Origin of the sequence: Bradyrhizobium sp. NBAIM08 (assembly GCF_020193935.1) — a bacterium.
GTDB classification, from domain to species: domain Bacteria; phylum Pseudomonadota; class Alphaproteobacteria; order Rhizobiales; family Xanthobacteraceae; genus Bradyrhizobium; species Bradyrhizobium yuanmingense.
This window is the reverse complement of the sequence record NZ_JADYVR010000002.1, coordinates 270,178-289,611: the sequence shown is the minus strand read 5'-3', so window position 1 is coordinate 289,611 and position 19,434 is coordinate 270,178. Positions and strand designations below refer to the sequence as shown.

Here is a 19,434-nt window from a genome sequence, read left to right as displayed (position 1 = left end):
GTATCATGGTCGCACCGCTGAAAGTGGGCATAGCGGGGCTCGGCACCGTGGGTGCCGAGGTTATCCGTTTGATCGAAACACAGGCGCGCGTGCTCGCAGGGCGCAGCGGCCGGGGCATCCGCGTGGTTGCGGTCACCGCGCGTTCGAAGGCGAAGAAGCGCGGCATCGACCTGCGCGGCTTCGATTGGGCGAAGGACCCGATCGCGCTCGCCACGCATCCGGAGGTCGATTGCTTCGTCGAGCTGATGGGCGGCGCCGGCGATCCCGCGCTGTCGGCGGTGGACGCTGCGCTCGGTGCCGGCAAGTCGGTCGTCACAGCCAACAAAGCGCTGCTCGCCAAGCACGGCCTCAAGCTGGCCAAGGCGGCTGAAAAGCACGGCGGTGCGCTGAATTTCGAGGCAGCGGTCGGCGCCGCGATCCCCGTCATCAAGACGTTGCGCGAAGGGCTTGCCGGAACCGGCGTCAACCGCGTCTACGGCATCCTCAACGGCACCTGCAATTACATCCTGACCCGGATGGAGCAGGAGGGCCTGTCCTTCGCCGAATGCCTCAAGGATGCCCAGCGGCTCGGCTATGCCGAGGCCAATCCGTCCTTCGACGTCGACGGCCACGACACCGCGCAGAAGCTCGCCATTCTCGCCAGCCTCGCTTTCGGCACGAAAGTTGCTCAAAGTGCGGTGTATGTCGAAGGCATCTCCTCCATCGCGCCGGAAGATCTTCGCGCCGCCGACGATCTCGGTTATCGGCTCAAACTGCTCGGTGTCGCCGTTCGCACCGCCAAGGGCATCGAGCAGCGCGTGCATCCGACCATGGTGCCGAAATCCTCCTCGATCGCGCAGGTGATGGGTGTCACCAATGCGGTCACGATCGATGGCGAAGGCATTCCGCCGATCACGCTGGTCGGCCCCGGCGCGGGCGGTGCCGCGACCGCATCCGCCGTCGTCGCCGACATCGCCGACGTCGCGCGCGGCATCCGCGCCAATCCGTTCGGCCGGCCGATCGGGCAGCTGCGCGACACCAAGAAGGCGCCGATGGAGCGCCACGAGGGCGGCTATTACATTCGCCTGCTCGCCCGCGATTTCCCCGGCACTGCGGCCGCGATCGCGACGCGGCTTGCCGAGCAGAAGATTTCGATCGAGTCGATCGTGCAGCGTCATCCCAATGGCGGCGCTGCGCCCACTGACGGCAAGGCTGTCCCGGTGCCCGTCATCCTGATCACCTATGCCACTCACGAGGATGCCGTGCGCCGTGCGCTCGCCGCCGTGCAGAAGGACAAGGTGATCAGCGGACGGCCGCAGGTGATCCGGATCGAGAAGAACTAGAGCATGACCTCGGAAAAGTGTGAGCGGTTTTCCGGTAAGGTCATGCTCAAGCCATAAGGCGGTCGTTCGTTCGAACGAACACCGGGCGTTGTGAGTTGATGCGGGCGGAGATTTCCGTCCCAAACGTTTCGAAGGAGTAAGCCGATGTCGACCCATATTGAAGTCCCCCCGCACGCCTTGCTCGAGCGCATTCTCACGCTGGAGATCGTGCGGGTGACGGAGCGGGCGGCGGTGTCGTCGGCGCGGTTGCGCGGCCACGGCAACGAGAAGGCGGCCGACCAGGCCGCCGTCGACGCCATGAGGCGCGAGCTCAACAAGCTGCCGATCCAGGGCACCATCGTGATCGGCGAGGGCGAACGCGACGAGGCGCCGATGCTCTATATCGGCGAGCAGGTCGGCCTCAAGGCAGGTCCCGAGGTCGATATCGCGGTCGACCCGCTCGAAGGCACCACGCTGTGCGCCAAGAACATGCCGGGCTCGATCGCCACCATGGCGATGGCTGACGGCGGCACGCTGCTGCACGCCCCCGACGTCTACATGCAGAAGCTCGCGATCGGCCCCGGCTACGACAAGGGCGTCGTCGATCTCGATGCCTCGCCGGCCGACAATGTCCGCCGCCTCGCCAAGGCCAAGGGCGTGAAGCCCGAGGGCATCACCGTTCTCGTGCTCGACCGTCCGCGCCATGCCGACATCATTTCGAGCGTGCGCTCGACCGGTGCGGCCGTACGCCTGATCACCGACGGCGACGTTGCCGGCGTCATCCATTGCGCCGACCCCGACAACACCGGCGTCGACATGTATCTCGGCACCGGCGGTGCACCGGAAGGCGTGCTCGCCGCCGTGGCGCTGCGCTGCATCGGCGGCCAGATGCAGTGCCGCCTCATCCTCGATTCCGAGGAGAAGCGCGAGCGCGCCGCCAAGATGGGCGTCAACGATCCCAAGATGATCTACGGCATCGAGGACATGGCACGCGGCGACTGCCTGTTCGCCGCCACCGGCGTCACCACGGGCTCGCTGCTCTCAGGCGTCAAGTTCCGCAAGGACGGTGTGATCGAGACCGAGACGGTGGTGATGCGCTCCGTCACCGGCACCGTGCGCTACATCAAGGCCGAGCATCGCGAGCTGGCAAAGTTCCATCTGGATTGAGGCCGCGGTCATCCGCGCGCGATTGCTCGGCGCTTTGGTCGCAGACGGATCCGTCGTCTGTCTGCTATGGGCTGCGATGCGGTGCCGGGGCGAACATGTGCAGGTCGCGCAACATCAGAGCCAGCATGACGGCCCCCTGGAGCTGCCCAACCTCATCGGCCCAGGGCTGAAGAATGGACTTCGCGGTCGCCATGTCTCCGCGCGCGAGCGCGCTGCGCGCGTTTATGTCGGCCTCGGCATAGGTGTCAGTTGCAATCATACGGGACAGCGCCTGCGCGAGGCCTTCATCGAAGCTCTCCAGGCGTACTTCGGAGACGTAGTGATCAGGCTTGAGACCGATTTTGTTTCTTGGATGCGCCGGATCGAAATGCCCAACCTTTGCCAGCATGATCAGCAGAGGATGATTTCCGGCGATGGAAGGAGGAATGATCGGATAGGTCCTGATTCTCCCCGATCGATCATCAAGAGATGAGAAGGAGATGACCGGCCCAAGGTTGAAGCGCGACTTGCGATGGAGCACAGCAACGCGATGGTCGATCTCGGAGTCCGGTTTGAACACCTCACCGTTCTTGAAGCTCGCGTCGGGGTCGGCAGCGATGAGAAATGCCGAGAGCTGGGCAACCCGGCCGGTGACGGTGCGTTCGTCAAGCCCGTCCACCTCAAACTCGATCTCTCGTCCAGCGAACGCGGACAATCCGAGCGTATAAGCTCCCAGGGTCTTGCCGGAACGGAAGGGGACGATGTCCATCCACAATCCGAACGGCTGATCTGGATACGCCTCGAACGCGCGGCTTGACTGCTCCAGCCACATCTCGGGGGAACGGCCGATTTTTCCGTCCCAGATGACGGCGACAACATTAGGCAGTGCCGCAACCACGGCACCCACAAAGGCGGTCGTGAGGTACGTATTCTCGGCAAAATCCAGCGCTTTCGTTTCCGTATTGCCTTCGGCAGAGCCCATCGGCGCGACCACGAGGTGCGCACGATGGCGTCGAGCGGCGTGGAAAGCTTCCGGCCACAGCCAGGAAGCCCGCTCCCACAATTGCTGATCGAAAGGTATCGGCGCAGGCATCAGGAGGATCGTCATGAGATGATCTCCTGCGCGGATGAACAGGGGACCGTCAGCACCGTCGCTCGGTGCGAAGGTGCTACGGTTCCAGCGTATGTCGGCATGACGAACGCGTAAGAACTGGATCAAAGCCTCCTCGTCCGGGAGGCGGGCATCCTCGAGCAATATGTATGCGACAGAGACGGTTGTCATGGCCGGTGCGCTTCACCCCGACGAGTTGAGGTAGGCGACCAAACTCGTCCCTCACGTGCTTGATGCGCCGAACTAGCGCTATTGTTGCATGGAACGGATCATGCTTTAAAGCCCTCGATCTCGGCCGGCTAGCCGGGCCAAAACAAAATCAGCGGAGCGAAGCATGACCACACCATCCAATCTCTCCGCCGTCAAAGCCCTCGTCTTCGACGTGTTCGGCACAGTCGTGGACTGGCGCACCAGCCTGATTACCGACTTCATGTGGTGGAGCAAGCAGCGCGGCATCACCGCCGATTGGACCGCGCTGGTCGACGGCTGGCGCGGCATGTACATGGCCTCGATGGACGACGTGCGCCAACATCCCGAGCGCGGCTACGTCATGCTCGACGATCTGCATCGCCGCTCGCTGGAGCAGCTGGTCGATCAATTCGCGATCAGGGGCCTCACCGAGGCCGATCTCGACTACCTCACCAAAGGCTGGCACCGCCTGCATCCCTGGCCCGACAGCGTCGCCGGCTTGATGCGGCTGAAATCAAAGTTCGTGATCTCGCCGCTCTCGAACGGCAACGTCGCGCTGCTCACCAACATGGCGAAGTTCGCCGGCCTGCCGTGGGACCTCATCATGTCGGCCGAGCTGTTCGAGCACTACAAGCCCGATCCGGAAACCTATCTCGGCGCAGCAAAGCTGCTCTGCCTCAAGCCGGAAGAGGTGATGATGGTCGCGGCCCACAATGGCGATCTCGCTGCCGCCCAGAAGAACGGATTGAAGACCGCCTTCGTGGCGCGACCGACCGAATACGGCCCGCTTCAGAAGGTCGATTTCGAAGCAACCGGCAAGTGGGACATCGTCGCGAAGGATTTTGGCGGCATCGCCGATAGGCTCGGCTGCTGACATTCGCGGCGCAGCGGCGATCAATGGACTACGAAAGTGCGATCGGCAGTTCGGGATTGCTCGACGAGCTGCGGGAGTTCGATCCACGCGTGGTCGGGACGCTGCCTTTGGGGCTTGCGACGCCATTGAGCGACATCGATGTCGTCTGCCATGTTCTGGACGCGGTGGCTTTCGCCGAAGTGATCTGGCGCCGGTACCGCGCCTGTGGCGGGTTTGCGCTCTACCAATGGTGCTCCAGCCGGCGGCCGGTGGTCGCCCGCTTCGAGTGGGACGGCTGGCCGTTCGAGCTGTTCGGCGATCCCAGGCCGGTCGATCAGCAGGAAGGCTGGCTGCACTTCGAAATCGAGCGGAGATTGCTCGCGCTCGACGACGGGCGACTGCGCAAAGCCGTGGCCGACCATAGGGCGCGCGGGATGAAGACCGAGCCCGCGTTTGCCGCCGCGCTCGGCATTGCCGGGGACCCGTATTCCGCATTGCTTGCATTGGGCCGTGAGAGCGACGCCCAGCTGCGGGCCCGCCTGGAGTGCCTGTAAGGTTCGCCGCGTGGGACCGCACAGATCCGGGCGGCTCGCGCCGCCCGGATCTGAACTGACGGCTACAACGTCATCTTCATCGGCTCCGGATAGTAGCGGAAACCATCTCCGGCTTTGGCGACATGGCCATAGCCTGGCCAGGCGAAGTGATAGGACATCACCGGGATCTTGTTCGCCGCCAGCATCGTCAGCAGCTTGACGCGCGACTCCGCCGCCTGCTTCGGGTCGGAATCGTAGGAGAACTCCATCCGTGGCTTCTCCAGCAGCAGCACCGAATGGTGCGAGAGATCGCCGAGGAAGGCGAACGACTTGCCGGCCGACGTCACCATGAAGATGGTGTGGCCGACGGTGTGGCCGGGGGCCGCGATCGCCTGCACGCCGGGCAGGAATTCCTCGCCATCCTTGAAGAATTTGATCCGATCCCGGACCGGCAGCAGGTTCTTGCGGGCGTGGATGACGAAATCCTTGGCCGCGCTGCCGAGCTTGCCTTCGTCGGTCCAGAAGTCGAAATCGCTCTGGGCAATGTAGACTTGCGCGTTGGGGAACAGCGGCTTGCCGCCCTCGTCGACGATGCCGCCGATATGATCGATATGGGCATGCGAGCATACGACGGCATCGATGTCGCCCGGCTTGATGCCGGCCTCCGTCATGCTCTTCTGCTGCCGTCCGGTGCTGGCGCCGAACATCTTCGATGAGCCCATGCCCGTGTCGAACAGGATGAGCTTGTCACCGGTGTTCACGATCGGAGAGTTCTGTTCGAGCACGACATTGTCCGGCGACAGGAAATTGTCGGTCAGCATCTTCTTGACCTCTTCCTTGGGAACGCCGGTGAAGGTCCCGGAGGGATCGCCGAGCGGAAGCGGTCCGTCGGATACCACGGTCACCTCGGCATCGCCGAGAATGAAGCGGTGCCAGTAGGGCGTCTGAGTGCCGAGCTTGGGCGCCCGCGCCATCGCGCTGCTGCCGAGCATGGCGCTGGCGCCGAGACCGGCCCCAAGTGCGAGTAGGGACCGACGCGAGACATCGAGTGTCATTCTTTTCCTCCGCTTTCGTCTTTTGTTTTGCGCAATCGTTGGCGCGGTAAGCGGCCGCCCGATCGGCCACGTGGCCGGAGGGCGGCGGAAAGCATGCTGCGCCGGTTGCGACAAGCTAGCAAGTGGAATTACCCGGTACGGCACGCTGAACGAGAACGATAGCCGGAGCGCGAAAGCGACGTGCAAAGGCAGGCTGCGCCAAGACGCGGAATTGCGCTTTACGCAATTCTCAACGTGACGTCATTGCCTTCCGTCTCGGCAAAGCCCGCCTGCAGCACCTCTTCGCGCTTGTGACGCAGATGCGCACGCAGGATGTGGGCGAGCCCGACACCGTCGCGGCGCTGAAGCGCGTTCAGGATCGCCTCGTGCTCCTTCACGGCGAGCGCCCAGCGCTGCGCCGTCATCGGCGTGACATAGCGCGCGCGCCGGATGCGCGCGGTCACCGAGGCGTAAAGCCCGGCGAGCACAGGATTTCCCGCTGCGGTCACGATGGCTTCGTGAATCGCACGGTTGCCGCGGTAGTACTGGATCAGGTCGCGCTCGCGATAGTGCTGCACCATGTCCGCATGCGCGGCGGCGATCGCATCGATCTCGGCGTCGCTGATGCGCTCGCAGGCGAGTTCGCCCGCGAGAGCCTCCAAGCCTTGGCAGACCTCGAACAGGTCGCGCATGTCCTTGTCGGTCAGCTTTGCTGCCCGCGAGCCGCGATGCGGCAGCAGCTGCACGAGCCCTTCCGCCGCCAGCACCTTGAGCGCCTCGCGCAGCGGCGTCCGCGAGATCTCGAGCCGCTCGCACAGCTCGCGCTCGGGAATCCGCGCGCCCGGCGGGATTTCGCCGTCGAGCAGGATGGCGCGGATGCGGTTGACGACCTCGTCGTGAAGCATGGCTCTGAGCTCAGTTTTGAATGCAAAAATGAACTTATACGCCCATGCGGCCAAGTTCCAGCTTGAAAATCCCAAGTTTTGCATTCAAAAATGTAAAAAACAGAAAGGTATGAGGAAATGGACCTGCAAGTGGAGGCAGAAGACCTCGTGTTCGAGCGCGACGGCGGCATCGGGCGGATCACCTTCAACCGCCCGCAGGTCCGCAACGCCTTCACCTTCGCCATGTACGAGCGGCTCGCCGCGATCTGCGAGGAGGCCAATCGCGACCATGACATCAAGGTGTTGGTGCTGCGGGGGGCCGGCGACAAGGCCTTCGCCTCGGGCACCGACATCAATCAGTTTCGCGAATTCAGGACACCGCAGGACGCCATCGACTACGAGAACCGCATCGACCGGGTGCTGACCACACTCGAGCAATGCCGGGTCCCCACGATCGCGGCGATCAACGGGTTCTGTACCGGCGGCGGCGCCGGCATTGCTGCGGCCTGTGACCTCCGCATCGGCACGACAAGCGCAAAAATCGGATTCCCCATCGCCAGGACGCTCGGCAATTGCCTGTCGATGTCCAATGTCAGCCGTCTCACCGCACTGATCGGCGCCGCGCGCGTCAAGGATCTCATCTTCACTGCGCGCCTCGTCGACGCCGCGGAAGCCGCAAGCGTCGGGCTGCTCGGCGAGGTCGTCGACGATCTTGCCGCCCTTGAACGACGCGCCGACGAGGTGGCCCGGCTCGTCGCGAGCCATGCGCCGCTGACGCTGAACGCGACCAAGCAGGCTGTCAGCCGTCTGCAGCGCCGGCTGACGCAGGACGAGGGCGAAGACCTCATCCTGATGTGCTACACGAGCCAGGATTTTCGCGAAGGGCTCGATGCTTTCCTCAACAAGCGCGCGCCGCAATGGCGCGGCCAATAGGACGAGCCGATGCAAAGCGATCCATCGCAATCCACCTCCCGCCGTTCCGGACCGCTAGCCGGCCTCAAGGTCATTGATCTCACTCACGTCATGGCGGGACCGACCTGCACCTTGATGCTCGCCGACATGGGCGCCGACGTGATCAAGATCGAGAAATGGCCGAACGGCGACGACACCCGTCATTCGGTGCCGCCGAAGATCGGGGACGAGGCGGCCTCCTTCCTGATGATGAACCGCAACAAGCGCGGCATCGTGCTGGACCTGAAGACCGACGGCGGCAAAGAGGTGCTGCGCCGGCTGATCGCCGATGCCGACGTGCTGGTCGAGAACTTTGCGCCGGGCGCGATGGAGCGCCTCGGCTTCGGCTATGAGGCGCTGCACGCGGAATTCCCGGCGCTGATCTATTGCTCGCTGTCGGGCTTCGGCCGCACCGGCCCCTACAAGCATCGCAGGGGGTTCGATCTCGTCGCGCAAGCCATGAGCGGCATCATGAGTTTTACCGGCGAGCGGCCCGACGGTCCGCCCGTCAAGTGCGGCCCGCCGCTGTCGGACATCACCGCCGGCCTGCTCGCGAGCATGGGCATCCTGGCCGCCTACACCCATCGCCTCAAGACCGGTGAAGGCCAATGGGTCGAGACCTCGCTTTATGAAGCCGCCTTGGTGCAGACCTATTGGCAGTCGACCATCGCGCTCGCCGCGGGCACCGCGCCGCGCGCGATGGGCTCGGCGCATCCGCTCAACGCGCCGTACCAGGCGTTTGAAGCCTCGGACGGCTGGCTCGTGGTCGGCGGCGCCAACAAGAAGCATTGGCTGTTGATGCTGGAAGCGCTCGGCGCGAGCGAGCTCGCCGACGATCCGCGCTTCGTCACCGGTGCCGATCGCATGGCCAACCTGAAGGAGCTCGAAGCCGTCCTCAGCGAACGCTTCCGCAAGCAATCGCGGGCGCATTGGCTCGCGGCGCTGGACGAGAAGGGCGTGCCGTGCGGCCCCGTGCACGACATGCTGGAGGCGCTGAGCGATCCGCAGACGCTGGCGCGCGAGATGGTCGTCGAGGTCGAGCACTCCACGCTCGGGTCCGTCAAGACGATCGGGCTTCCCATCAAGTTTTCGGAGACCCCGGGCAAAGTGCGATCAGGCGCACCGGTCTATGGAGAGCACACGAAAGAGGTTCTGGCCGAGCATGGGTTCGACCAGTCACGAATCGAAGCGCTCGAAAAAGAAGGCGCAATCGTCTCGGCCCGGGAACGACGCGAGGAACACGTCGCCTGACCGGACGTCGATACGACAACAACAAAAGATAAAGATCAGCTGGAGGAAATCATGGGTCGGACGTCAACATTTCTGCTCTCCGCAGCCGCAGCCGTGCTCGCCGGCACCATGCCGGCGCTCAGCGCCTGGCAACCGCAAAAGCCGATCGAGTTCGTGGCCACCGCCGGCCCCGGCGGCGGCACCGACAATCTCGCGCGCGCGGTGCAGAACATCATCACCAAGCACAAGCTGATCGAGCAGCCGATCGTCGTCGTCAACAAGGGGGGCGGCAGTGGCGCTGAAGGCTATGTCTACGGCAAGGCCTCCGCCGGTGATCCCTACAAGGTGATCTTCGGCACCTCGAATGCCTGGCAGCAGCCGCTCGTCTCCAAGGTCGCCTTCAACTACACCGATCTCACGCCGATCGCGGCGATGGCGCAGGACGAGTTCCTGCTCTGGGTCAAGCAGGACGCGCCGTACAAGACTGCGAGCGATTATCTGAAGGCGGCCGCATCGGGCGAATTCAAGATGGGCGGCGCGCAGTCCAAGGACACCGACGAGGTGCTGACGCGCATGATCGAGAAGGTCGGCAAGGTCAAGCTGACCTATATCCCGTTCAAGAGCGGCGCTGAGACCGCTGTGCAGCTCGCCGGCGGACATCTCGACTCCCACGTCAACAACCCCAGCGAAAGCCTCGGGCAATGGCGCGGCAGCACGCAGCGCCCGCTCTGCGTGTTCAGCCCGAAGCGGCTGCCGCAGGGGCCGAAGGTCACCGCAACGGAAGGCTGGGGCGACGTTCCAACCTGCGTCGAGCAGGGCCTCGACATCAAGCAATATGAGCAGCCGCGTACCGTGTGGCTGCCCGGCAAGGTCTCGCCGGAGCAGGCCGCGTTCTATGTCGACCTCATGAAGAAGGTGCAGGCGACGCCGGAGTGGAAGGACTACATCGAGAAGACCTCCCAGGTCGACACGTTCCTCACCGGTGCCGAGCTCGAAAAATTCATCAAGGAGGACCTCGAGCGCATCAAGCAGGTCGCGGGCGAGCAGGGCTGGCTGGTGAAGTGAGGCCGAGGATGGGTTTCGATCGCGCCGCCAACTGTAGCCCTGGTCCTCATCCTGAGGGCCCGCCGGAGGCGGGCGTCTCGAAGGATGGCCGCGGATGCGATGTCTCCTGGAGCCGTCCTTCGACACGCGCGAAAAAGCGCGCTCCTCAGGACGAGGACTGTTTCGCCGGAGCTGCCCATGATCTCCCGTCGCGCGCTTGAACTTGCGACCGCCGTGCTCACCGGCAGCTTCGGCGTAGCCGTCGTCGTCTCCAGCCTCGACAACGGCATCGGCTGGTCGAGCGCAGGCGTGGACGCCGGCACATTCCCGTTCCTGACCGGGATCATCGTCGTGCTCGGCAGCCTCTACAATCTGGTGCGAGGCGTGGTGCCGGCCGCGACGCTCGCAAACGTTCCCATCGCGATCACGTCGATCGAGCTGCGCCGGCTCGTCGGCCTGTTCGTGCCGGCTGCCATCTTCGTCGCTGCGATCCCGCTCGCCGGGATGTATGTCGCCTCCGCTCTCTATGTCTTCGCGGTGCTGGCGATTCCCCGACACCAATCCGTGCCGCGCGCGCTGGCTATGGCAGGAGCTACGGCGCTCGCGCTCTACCTCGTGTTCGAGCGCATGTTCCAGGTCAGTCTGCCGCGCGGCGCACTGGCTTCCGCGCTCGGGTTCTGAGGGAGCAGCGGGATGGACAATCTCCAGGAGCTCCTGCACGGCTTCACCATCGCGGTCACGGTGCCGCATCTGGTCCTGATGGTGGTCGGCGTGCTGCTCGGCATTCTCGTCGGCGTGCTGCCGGGGCTGGGCGCGCCGAACGGCGTGTCGCTGCTCCTGCCGCTCACCTTCGGCATGCAGCCGGTCTCGGCCATCATCCTGCTCTCCAGCATGTATTGGGGCGCGCTGTTCGGGGGATCGGTGACCTCCATCCTGTTCAATATCCCGGGGGAGCCGTCGTCGGTGGCGACCACCTTCGACGGCTATCCGATGGCGCGCGACGGCAGGCCGACCACCGCGCTCGCGACCGCCTTCGGTTCGGCGGCGTTCGGCGCGCTGGTCGGCGTCATCCTGATCACCTTCCTCGCCTCCTGGGTGGCGCAGGCTGCGCTCGCGTTCGGGCCGGCCGAGTATTTTGCCGTCTATTTTCTCGCCTTTGCCAGCTTCGTCGGCATGGGCGGTGCGGCGCCGATCAAGACCGTCGTGGCGCTGGCGCTCGGCTTCGCCATCGCCGCCATCGGCATCGACACGGTCTCCGGCAGCGTGCGCCTCACCATGGGCGTGGACGAACTCGTCAAGGGCGTCAGCTTCGTCGTGGCGGTGATGGGCCTCTTCGGCATTGGCGAGCTGCTGGTCGCCGTCGAGGAGGAATTTCACGCGCGCGCCGTCTCGTCCAAGATCGATTGGCGCGAGGTGTTTCACGCCGTCGGCCGCCTGTCGCGGCACGGCGTCGCCCTGCTGCGCAGCGCCGCGATCGGCTGCTGGATGGGCATCACGCCGGGCGGCCCGACTGCGGCCTCCTTCATGAGTTACGGTATCGCGCGGCGCTTTTCACGGCGCGGCCGACATTTCGGCACGGGCGAGGTCGAAGGCATCGTCTCGCCGGAGACGGCCGATCATGCCGCTGGCACCAGCGCGCTGCTGCCGATGCTCTCGCTCGGCATTCCGGGCTCGGCAACCGCGGCCGTGATGATGGGCGGGTTGATGATCTGGGGCCTCAATCCCGGGCCCATGCTGTTCGTGGACCAAAAGGATTTTGTCTGGGGCCTGATCGCCTCGATGTATGTCGGCAACATTGTCGCCGTCGCCCTGGTGCTGCTGACGGTCCCGGTGTTCGCCGCCCTGATGCGGATTCCCTTCGTGGTAATCGCGCCGCTGATCGTGATCATCTGCGTCGTCGGCGCCTATTCGGTGTCGAACTCCTATCTCGACGTCGTCATGATGCTCGGCTTCGGGGTCGTCGGCTATCTCTTCAAGAAGCTGTTCTATCCGCTGGCGCCGCTCGTGCTCGCGATCGTCATCGGCGACAAGGCCGAGGACGCCTTCCGGCAGTCGATGCTGATCTCCAAGGGATCTCTCGGCATTTTCTTTGCGAACAAGCTGGTGACGTGCCTGATCGTGGGCGGCATCGCGCTGCTGCTGCTTCCGCTTCTGTTGCAGCTGCCGCGGCTCTGGCGCAAACCTGCGTCGCCCGCGACCGATGCGCCAGTCCAGGAAAGGGCGATCATATGACCGCAAAGCCGCTGATTGCGCTGGCCATGGGAGATCCAGCCGGCATCAGCCCGGAGCTGACGGCCAAGCTCGTGGCGCAGGACGACATCCGCGCGCGCTGCCGGCTCGTCGTCATCGGCGACCGCCGCATTTTCGACGAGGGCGCGCGCATTGCCGGCGTCAAGCCGGAGCTGAAGATGCTAGAGCAGGGCGCCGATCTTCGCGCAGCGCAGGAAGATGCGCTGTTCGTCGATCTCCGCCACCTCGACCCCAGAGAGGTCGAGCCGAAGAAAGCGACCCTTGCCGGCGGAAAATTTGCGCTGGCCAATTACAGGCATGCGCTCGAGCGCGGCCGCGACGGCCATGTCGACGCGGTCTGCTTCACCCCCTTTAACAAGCAGGCGATGCGCCTTGCCCGTGCCGAGTACGACGACGAGATCGCGTTCTCCGCCGAGGTCGTCGGTCTCAAGACGCCGGCAAGCGAATTCAACGTGCTGGACCGGCTCTGGAACGCACGGGTCACCTCGCACATCCCGCTCAGGGACGTCGCTGCGAAGCTATCCGGCGAACGCATCCATCGCGCGCTCAGACTAACCGATTCCTGCATGCGCAACGCCGGCTTTGCGCGGCCACGCATCGCGGTCGCAGGCCTCAACCCCCATGCCGGCGACGGCGGCAATTTCGGCCGCGAGGAGATCGACGTGATTGCGCCGGTGGTCGCAGCAAGCCAGAGCGAGGGCATTGCCGCGGAGGGACCGTTTCCGGCCGACACCGTGTTCCTGCGCGCCAAGGCCGGCGCCTTCGATGCCGTGCTGACGATGTATCACGACCAGGGCCAGATCGCGATGAAGCTGATGGGTTTCGATCGCGGCGTGACCTTGCTCGGCGGCTTCCCGTTCCCGATCTGCACGCCCGCGCACGGCACCGCCTACGACATCGCGGGTCAAGGTATCGCATCGATTGGCGCCAGCCGCGCGGCGTTGCTGCTCGCCGCGGAGATGGCGGCGCGTCGTCTCGGCTGAACTTGCACGCGCGAAGGGAGCGACCGCTGATTGCGCTCGCCTTGCGCGCAGACTTAGACTTTAGGGAAAAACTGGAAACTTCCGCCGTCGCGAGGAGTTGGCGCCCCATGAACATCTTCCACGTCGGAGCTGGAACATGGTCGACGACAGCCCGCTACGAACAGCGGTGGACACCGCTTGGTGCGTGTACCTTGCCCGGCATCGCAGCGTCGATGCAGCGGATGGCCGTCGTTGCCTGCTCGAGCGTCATCTGCAAGGGAGGCGGGAAGCGCGCGAGAGTAACGGTGATGCCCAGGAACTCGCAGCATTCGGGCTTGCCTATCTCGAGCGGCTTTCCGATGACGAATGTTGAGGCTCATCGAGGGCGGTATCTGTCGGCTGGCTAGCGCGAGCGCAAGGCCGGATTGGACCTTGCTCGCGATTTCGAACCTTCTGTCTGCGGCCATCGTGCTGATCGTGCGTTCAGCGATATAGCGAGCTCCAATGCGTATCGCCCAGCTGGCTCCGCTTGCCGAAAGCGTCCCTCCGAAGCTCTACGGCGGCACCGAGCGGGTGGTAGCCTGGCTTGTGGATGAGCTTGTCGAGCTCGGTCACGACGTCACGCTGTTTGCCAGCGGTGACTCCCGAACGAGAGGCAAACTCCACCCGGTATGGCCACGCGCGCTGCGTCTCGGCCGGAAGGGCGCCGATCCGAACGCAGCCTGCGCGATGCTGCTGGAAGCGATCGCAAGACGAGCCAACGACTTCGACGTGATCCACGCCCATATCGACTGGCTTCCGCTGCCGTTGCTCAGTCGCCTTGGCGTACCGTTCCTGACGACCATGCACGGCCGCCTTGACTTGCCTGGCTTGCCTGACGTGGTTCGGCAGTTCCCAGAAGCAAGCTTCGTGTCGATCTCGGATCACCAGCGCCTGCCGCTTCCGGATGCGAAATGGATTGGAACGATCCAGCACGGGCTGCCGTCGGAGCTGTTGGATCCATCCTATGAGGAGGGATCCTATCTGGCGTTTCTTGGCCGTCTCACGGAGGACAAGGGTCCGGAGGACGCCATCCGCATCGCGCACGCAGCCCGAATGCCTCTTCGCATCGCCGCGAAGATTCCACGCGCCGAGACTGCCTACTTCAGGAAACACCTTGCGCCCCGGATCGACGGCGAGATGATCCAGCTTATCGGCGAAGTCGACGACGTGAAGAAGCAATCATTCCTTGGCGGAGCAGCCGCTCTGCTATTTCCGATCGCTTGGCCGGAGCCTTTCGGGCTGGTCATGATCGAGGCGATGGCGTGCGGAACGCCCGTGATCGCCTATCGCTCCGGCTCTGTCCCTGAGGTCATCGAGCACGGCCTAACCGGTTTCATCGTCGAGAACGAGGAGCAGGCGGTCAAGGCGGTCGGCGAATTGGGCAAGCTGGATCGAAGGAGAGTGCGCGCCCGCTTCGAGGAACGCTTCACCGCGTACCGAATGGCGCGCCAGTACGAAGATCAGTACCGCAAGCTGGCTGCCGCGGCAGCTCGGAAGGTCAACACGCAAATGTCGGAAAGGTGAAGGGAGGCGGCGATGTCGCTGTGCTAGATCGCCGCGCCCAATGAGGTGTCGCCGAGCCGGATTCCTTCTGTTTTGCCCGACGTGTCAAAGAATCTTCGCGCGTGCAAAAACAGCGAGGCAAGACAACCCCTTGGCTACTGTGCATGGGGTTGTTTTCGCGAGTTTTGATCGAGGCGGGCCCGCTCGCCTCACGCGCCGCAGACGATCACGCCGTACCAGCCGAGCCCGCGATAGGTCTCGTAGCCTGGGGTGGCATGGAACGCGACCAGTGTGCCCGTGCGTTCCTGATAGAAGCCGGAGCGCTGGCCGTTCAGCGACAGCGAGATGCGTTCGCTGAGGATGCCCTGGCCGTCGGAGGCCGCGATCACGCGAAAATTGGAATCGACCAGCAGCACGCGCGCCTTGTCGCTGTCGCCGACGCGCACGCCCTGCACGATGGCGCGGGCCTGCGGCTCCCAGTCGAAATGGATGGCGAGCACCCCGATCGGTGCGCCATGAGCCTGGCCGCCGGCGCGGACGCTGGCGCAATAGGTCGCGACCTGCGCATTGCCGAGCAGCGGCTGGTTCTCGACGTCGCCGGCGACATAATCGTCGCCGGAGCGAAGGCCTTTCGCGTCGCGAAACCATCTGGTGTGGGCGACGTTCTGGCCGACGACGCGGAAGCGGTCGGCGCGGCCGTTGGCGATGACGTTGCCGTCGAGGTCGCAGAGCCAGAGATCGAGATAGACGGTGTAGGCCCCGAGGATCACGCCGAGGCGCTGCGAGGCATGGGAGACGGCCGCAGCACTGGGCGAGGCCGCGCAATCGACCACGGCGGAATCGGTCGCCCACCAGCGCACATCGCAGGTGCGTTCGTAGAGATTGCGGTCGATCAGCTCGATCGCGTTGAGCGACAGGTCGACCATGCGCTCGCCGCGGGAGCGCTGGCTCATGCGGTCGATCGAGGCGACGAGATCGCCGGTGCGTTTGGTCAATTGGGTCTCGAGCTCGCGGGCGATGGTCTCGACCTGCTGGCCGACGCCGCGCACCTCCTGCGCCACCACCGCAAAGCCCGCGCCTTGCGCGCCGGCGCGCGAGCTTTCGATCAGCGCGTTGAGCGCCAGCATCTTCATCTGGTTGGTGATCTGCTGGATCGACTTGGTCTTGTCGACCGCGATCTGGTTGACCTCGGCGGTGAGACGGTTGATCAGCGCGGAGATGTCTGAATCATCGTCCGCGGGCTCGGTGGCGATCGGCTTGGCTTTCAGACCCAGCGCAGCAGACATCGGGGACTTCCCTTGGCAATGAGGTCTGATCTGCAATGAACCCGGAACAACGACTTACAGATCGAATACGATTCTTTTTCGAGGATTCCGCCTAACGCCTGCTTAATTTGCTGTTTGACGGAATGCCTAAATGATAGTCACTCCGGCCTGGCTGCCGGCCATCCACCGCTTTGTGCGTCCCGGCCGTTGCAAATCGCCGGGGTTTCCCAGCCAATCCTTTCAAGCCAGTCGCGGCCCCGAGCGTGATCGCCCGGACCCGAGTTCCCAATCGATAGCCCTCGTCATGACGCCTCCCGCATCCGCACTCCCCGTCGAAGCGCCTCAGGCCTTCCTGGGCGTCGCGCGCTCGCTGACCGACAAGCTCTGGCGCGACCGTTTGGACCGGCGCGGGGCGGCCCAGGCGCTCGCCATCGTGCAGCGGCACCAATTGCCGGAACTGCTGGCGCGGGTACTGGCGGGCCGCGGTGTCGACATCGACGCGGTGTCCGACTTTCTCGATCCGACCATCCGAAAGCTGCTGCCGGACCCGTTCACGGTGACGGAGATGGAGACCGCCGCCAAACGCATCGCGGATGCCGCGACCAAGGGCGAGAAGGTTGCGATCTTCGGCGACTACGACGTCGACGGCGCGACCTCGGCGGCGCTGCTGGCCTGGCATCTGCGCCATTGCGGGCTCGATCCGCTGATCCATATTCCCGACCGGATTTTCGAGGGCTACGGCCCCAACACAGAAGCGGTGCGCGCGCTCGCGGCCAAGGGCGCCACGCTGCTGATCACAGTCGATTGCGGCACCACCAGCATAGAGCCGCTCGCCGAGGCCAAGCGCCTCGGCATGTCCGTGGTCGTGATCGACCACCACCAATGCGGCCTCGATCTCCCCGAGGTCGACGCGCTGGTCAATCCGAACCGCCCCGATGACCTCTCCGGCCTCGGTCATCTCGCTGCGGTCGGCCTCGTGCTGGTGACGCTGGTGGCGGTCAATCGCGAGCTGCGCCAGCGCGGCTTCTGGACCAGCGAGATGCCCCAGCCCGATCTCCTGGGCATGCTGCATCACGTCGCGCTCGGCACTGTCGCCGACGTCGCGCCGCTGATAGGTCTCAACCGCGCCTTCGTGGCCAAGGGGCTGATCGCGATGCGTCGGCGCGACCATGTCGGCCACACCGCGCTGATGGACGTGGCGCGGCTCAACGGCCCGCCGGAGGCCTGGCATCTCGGCTTCATGCTGGGGCCGCGCGTCAATGCCGGCGGCCGCATCGGCCGCGCCGATCTCGGGGTGCGGCTGCTGCTCGAAGGCGACAGCGTCGAGGCGGCGCGGATCGCGGCCGAGCTCGACCGTCTCAACAGCGAACGTCGCGTCATCGAGCAGGCGGCAGAAGCCCAGGCCGAAGCCGAGGCGCTGGCCTCGATCGGGTTGGAGGACAAGCTCGCCGTGATCGTCACGGCCTCGGAAGGGTGGCATCCCGGCGTGGTCGGCCTCGTTGCCTCCCGCCTGAAGGAGAAGTTCTCGCGGCCGGCCTTTGCCATTGCGCTGGAGCCGGGCGGCATCGGCACCGGCTCCGGTCGCTCGATCGCCGGCGTCGATCTCGGCAAGGCGGTGCGGCAGGCGGTCGCCGACGGCATCCTGCTCAAGGGCGGCGGCCACGCGATGGCCGCGGGCGTGACGCTGCGCAAGGAGAAGCTCGCCGAATTCCGCGCCTATCTCGAGACCGCGCTGGCGCGCGACGTCGCCGAGGCGCGCCACGTCAACGAGCTCTATATCGACGGCGCAGTCACCGCCCGTGCGGTGACGCCGGAGCTTGCGGCGACGCTCAATCGCGCCGGTCCCTTCGGCAGCGGCAATCCGGAGCCGGTGCTGGCGCTGCCGGCGCACCAGCTCGTGTTTGCCGACGAGGTCGGCCAGTCGCATCTGCGCCTGCGCTTCAAGGCGGGCGACGGCGCCATCGTCAACGGCATCGCGTTCCGTTCAGTCGGCCAAAAGCTCGGCAATGCGCTGCTCGCCAATCGCGGCCAGCAGATGCATGTCGCGGGCTCGTTGTCGGTCGATCGCTACCAGGGCGCCGAGCGCGTGCAATTCCGTGTCGTCGACGTCGCGCTACCGGATCAGGGGCCATCCGTGATTAGATGATGCATGATCCGGAAAAGTGCGAAGCGGTTTTCCGACAACGATCAAGAGACAACGGTTCCAAACAACAAAAAAGGGAGTGAGGGATGGCAGGGCAGGTTGAGGGCAAGGTCGCATTGGTGACGGGCGGCGCCTCCGGCATTGGCGAGGCTACCGTCGAGCTGTTCGCACGCGAAGGCGCTACGGTCATCGCGACCGACATCGATGAGCTGAGGGGCCCCGAGCTGGTCAGGCGCATCACCAGGGAGGGCGGCAAGGCGATCTTTCTGGAGCAGGATGTCACCAGCGAAGAGCGCTGGATCGAGATCGTCGCCGAGATCGCAAAGCGCTTCGGCCGGCTCGACGTGCTCGTCTCCAATGCGGGTATCGGCATTTCGGTGCCGTCGATCGTCGACATGACGCTCGCGGACTGGCGCAAGCAGAATGCGATCAATCTCGATGGCGTGTTTCTTTCGGTGAAGCATTGCCTGCCCCTGATGCGCAAAACCGGCGGCGGCTCGATCGTCATGATGTCCTCGCTCGCCGGCCTGCGCGGCTCGCCCGGATTATCAGCCTATTCGGCGACGAAGGGCGGCGTGCGGCTGTTCGCCAAATCCATTGCGATGGAGTGCGCGGCGGCGGGCGACGGCATCCGGGTCAACTCGGTTCACCCCGGCATCATCGACACCCCGATCTGGGGCAAGATCCCGACGGGGGCGGCCGGCGCCGGCCAGAATGCCCCGATCGATCCGGAGGAGCGCGCCCGCGTCGTCACGCCGCTTGGCCGCGCCGGCCAGGCCGCGGAGATCGCTTCGGGCGTGCTGTATCTCGCCTCCGATGGCTCGCGCTACGTCACCGGCAGCGAGCTCGTCATCGACGGCGGCATGAATGCCGGCGGCGTGCCGCGGCGCGCTTGAGCTGCGCAGGGCAGGGTGGCGGCCGCAGGGGCTGACGCGCAGGCGCAGTCCCTGTACAACACTGGGCAGCTCCCGACCGAAAGAGGTGTCCTTCGCC

At 65.0% G+C, this 19,434-nt stretch carries 18 protein-coding genes; 14 read left to right on the top strand and 4 right to left on the bottom strand.

Annotated elements, in window-relative coordinates:
* Positions 1-5 precede the first annotated feature (5 nt).
* Both I6F37_RS07490 and glpX read left to right on the top strand, forming a co-directional pair.
* Positions 6-1,322 (top strand): homoserine dehydrogenase, encoded by a 1,317-nt coding sequence (locus I6F37_RS07490; protein WP_036022941.1) that lies wholly within the window; start codon positions 6-8, stop codon positions 1,320-1,322.
* A 144-nt stretch (positions 1,323-1,466) separates the two neighbouring features.
* Positions 1,467-2,468 (top strand): class II fructose-bisphosphatase, encoded by a 1,002-nt coding sequence (gene glpX / locus I6F37_RS07485; RefSeq protein ID WP_036022942.1) that lies wholly within the window; start codon positions 1,467-1,469, stop codon positions 2,466-2,468.
* Positions 2,469-2,532: 64 nt separating this feature from the next.
* Here the strand turns inward: glpX and I6F37_RS07480 are convergent, their stop codons facing one another.
* Positions 2,533-3,555 (bottom strand): hypothetical protein, encoded by a 1,023-nt coding sequence (locus I6F37_RS07480; protein WP_225113557.1) that lies wholly within the window; start codon positions 3,553-3,555, stop codon positions 2,533-2,535.
* A 337-nt stretch (positions 3,556-3,892) separates the two neighbouring features.
* On the opposite strand from I6F37_RS07480, the gene I6F37_RS07475 reads away from it, so the two are divergent.
* Both I6F37_RS07475 and I6F37_RS07470 read left to right on the top strand, forming a co-directional pair.
* Entirely contained in the window at positions 3,893-4,621 is a 729-nt protein-coding gene (locus tag I6F37_RS07475) for a haloacid dehalogenase type II (RefSeq protein ID WP_225150809.1), read from the top strand.
* Between the two features lie 23 nt (positions 4,622-4,644).
* Entirely contained in the window at positions 4,645-5,154 is a 510-nt protein-coding gene (locus tag I6F37_RS07470) for a DUF4269 domain-containing protein (RefSeq protein WP_109143886.1), read from the top strand.
* 62 nt (positions 5,155-5,216) lie between these two features.
* Here I6F37_RS07470 and I6F37_RS07465 read toward each other — a convergent pair whose 3' ends face one another.
* The gene (locus I6F37_RS07465; RefSeq protein ID WP_225150807.1) at positions 5,217-6,188 is read right to left on the bottom strand and encodes an MBL fold metallo-hydrolase; all 972 of its coding nucleotides are present in this window, start codon (positions 6,186-6,188) and stop codon (positions 5,217-5,219) included.
* A 218-nt stretch (positions 6,189-6,406) separates the two neighbouring features.
* Positions 6,407-7,072, bottom strand: coding sequence for a GntR family transcriptional regulator (locus tag I6F37_RS07460; RefSeq protein ID WP_036022947.1), 666 nt, complete (start codon positions 7,070-7,072; stop codon positions 6,407-6,409).
* A 117-nt stretch (positions 7,073-7,189) separates the two neighbouring features.
* Between I6F37_RS07460 and I6F37_RS07455 the strand changes: the two genes are divergently transcribed.
* From I6F37_RS07455 to I6F37_RS07420, 8 genes are all read left to right on the top strand, one after another.
* A complete protein-coding gene (locus I6F37_RS07455) occupies positions 7,190-7,984 on the top strand; it encodes an enoyl-CoA hydratase/isomerase family protein (RefSeq protein WP_225150805.1) in 795 nt (264 codons plus the stop codon).
* A 9-nt stretch (positions 7,985-7,993) separates the two neighbouring features.
* A complete protein-coding gene (locus I6F37_RS07450) occupies positions 7,994-9,253 on the top strand; it encodes a CaiB/BaiF CoA-transferase family protein (protein ID WP_074447908.1) in 1,260 nt (419 codons plus the stop codon).
* A 51-nt stretch (positions 9,254-9,304) separates the two neighbouring features.
* A complete protein-coding gene (locus I6F37_RS07445; protein WP_225150803.1) occupies positions 9,305-10,297 on the top strand; it encodes a tripartite tricarboxylate transporter substrate binding protein in 993 nt (330 codons plus the stop codon).
* Between the two features lie 177 nt (positions 10,298-10,474).
* Positions 10,475-10,957, top strand: coding sequence for a tripartite tricarboxylate transporter TctB family protein (locus I6F37_RS07440; protein ID WP_225125514.1), 483 nt, complete (start codon positions 10,475-10,477; stop codon positions 10,955-10,957).
* 12 nt (positions 10,958-10,969) lie between these two features.
* Positions 10,970-12,508, top strand: coding sequence for a tripartite tricarboxylate transporter permease (locus I6F37_RS07435; RefSeq protein WP_225150801.1), 1,539 nt, complete (start codon positions 10,970-10,972; stop codon positions 12,506-12,508).
* Entirely contained in the window at positions 12,505-13,509 is a 1,005-nt protein-coding gene (locus I6F37_RS07430; RefSeq protein WP_225150799.1) for a 4-hydroxythreonine-4-phosphate dehydrogenase PdxA, read from the top strand. Before I6F37_RS07435 ends, I6F37_RS07430 begins: the two co-directional genes overlap by 4 nt.
* Before the next feature lie 136 nt (positions 13,510-13,645).
* Complete coding sequence (locus I6F37_RS07425) at positions 13,646-13,861, top strand: hypothetical protein (protein ID WP_074447910.1); 216 nt, start codon at positions 13,646-13,648, stop codon at positions 13,859-13,861.
* 131 nt (positions 13,862-13,992) lie between these two features.
* Complete coding sequence (locus I6F37_RS07420; RefSeq protein WP_225150797.1) at positions 13,993-15,054, top strand: glycosyltransferase family 4 protein; 1,062 nt, start codon at positions 13,993-13,995, stop codon at positions 15,052-15,054.
* Positions 15,055-15,242: 188 nt separating this feature from the next.
* On the opposite strand, the gene I6F37_RS07415 is transcribed toward I6F37_RS07420, so the two are convergent.
* Complete coding sequence (locus I6F37_RS07415; protein ID WP_225113566.1) at positions 15,243-16,319, bottom strand: methyl-accepting chemotaxis protein; 1,077 nt, start codon at positions 16,317-16,319, stop codon at positions 15,243-15,245.
* Positions 16,320-16,602: 283 nt separating this feature from the next.
* Here I6F37_RS07415 and recJ point away from each other — a divergent pair, with 283 nt between their 5' ends.
* Together recJ and I6F37_RS07405 are read left to right on the top strand one after the other, a co-directional pair.
* Positions 16,603-18,444 carry a single-stranded-DNA-specific exonuclease RecJ gene (recJ, locus tag I6F37_RS07410; protein WP_225150796.1) on the top strand — a complete coding sequence of 614 codons (1,842 nt, stop codon included), beginning with the start codon at positions 16,603-16,605 and terminating at the stop codon, positions 18,442-18,444.
* Between the two features lie 83 nt (positions 18,445-18,527).
* Complete coding sequence (locus I6F37_RS07405; protein ID WP_225150794.1) at positions 18,528-19,337, top strand: SDR family NAD(P)-dependent oxidoreductase; 810 nt, start codon at positions 18,528-18,530, stop codon at positions 19,335-19,337.
* The last annotated feature ends 97 nt before the right edge of the window (positions 19,338-19,434 follow it).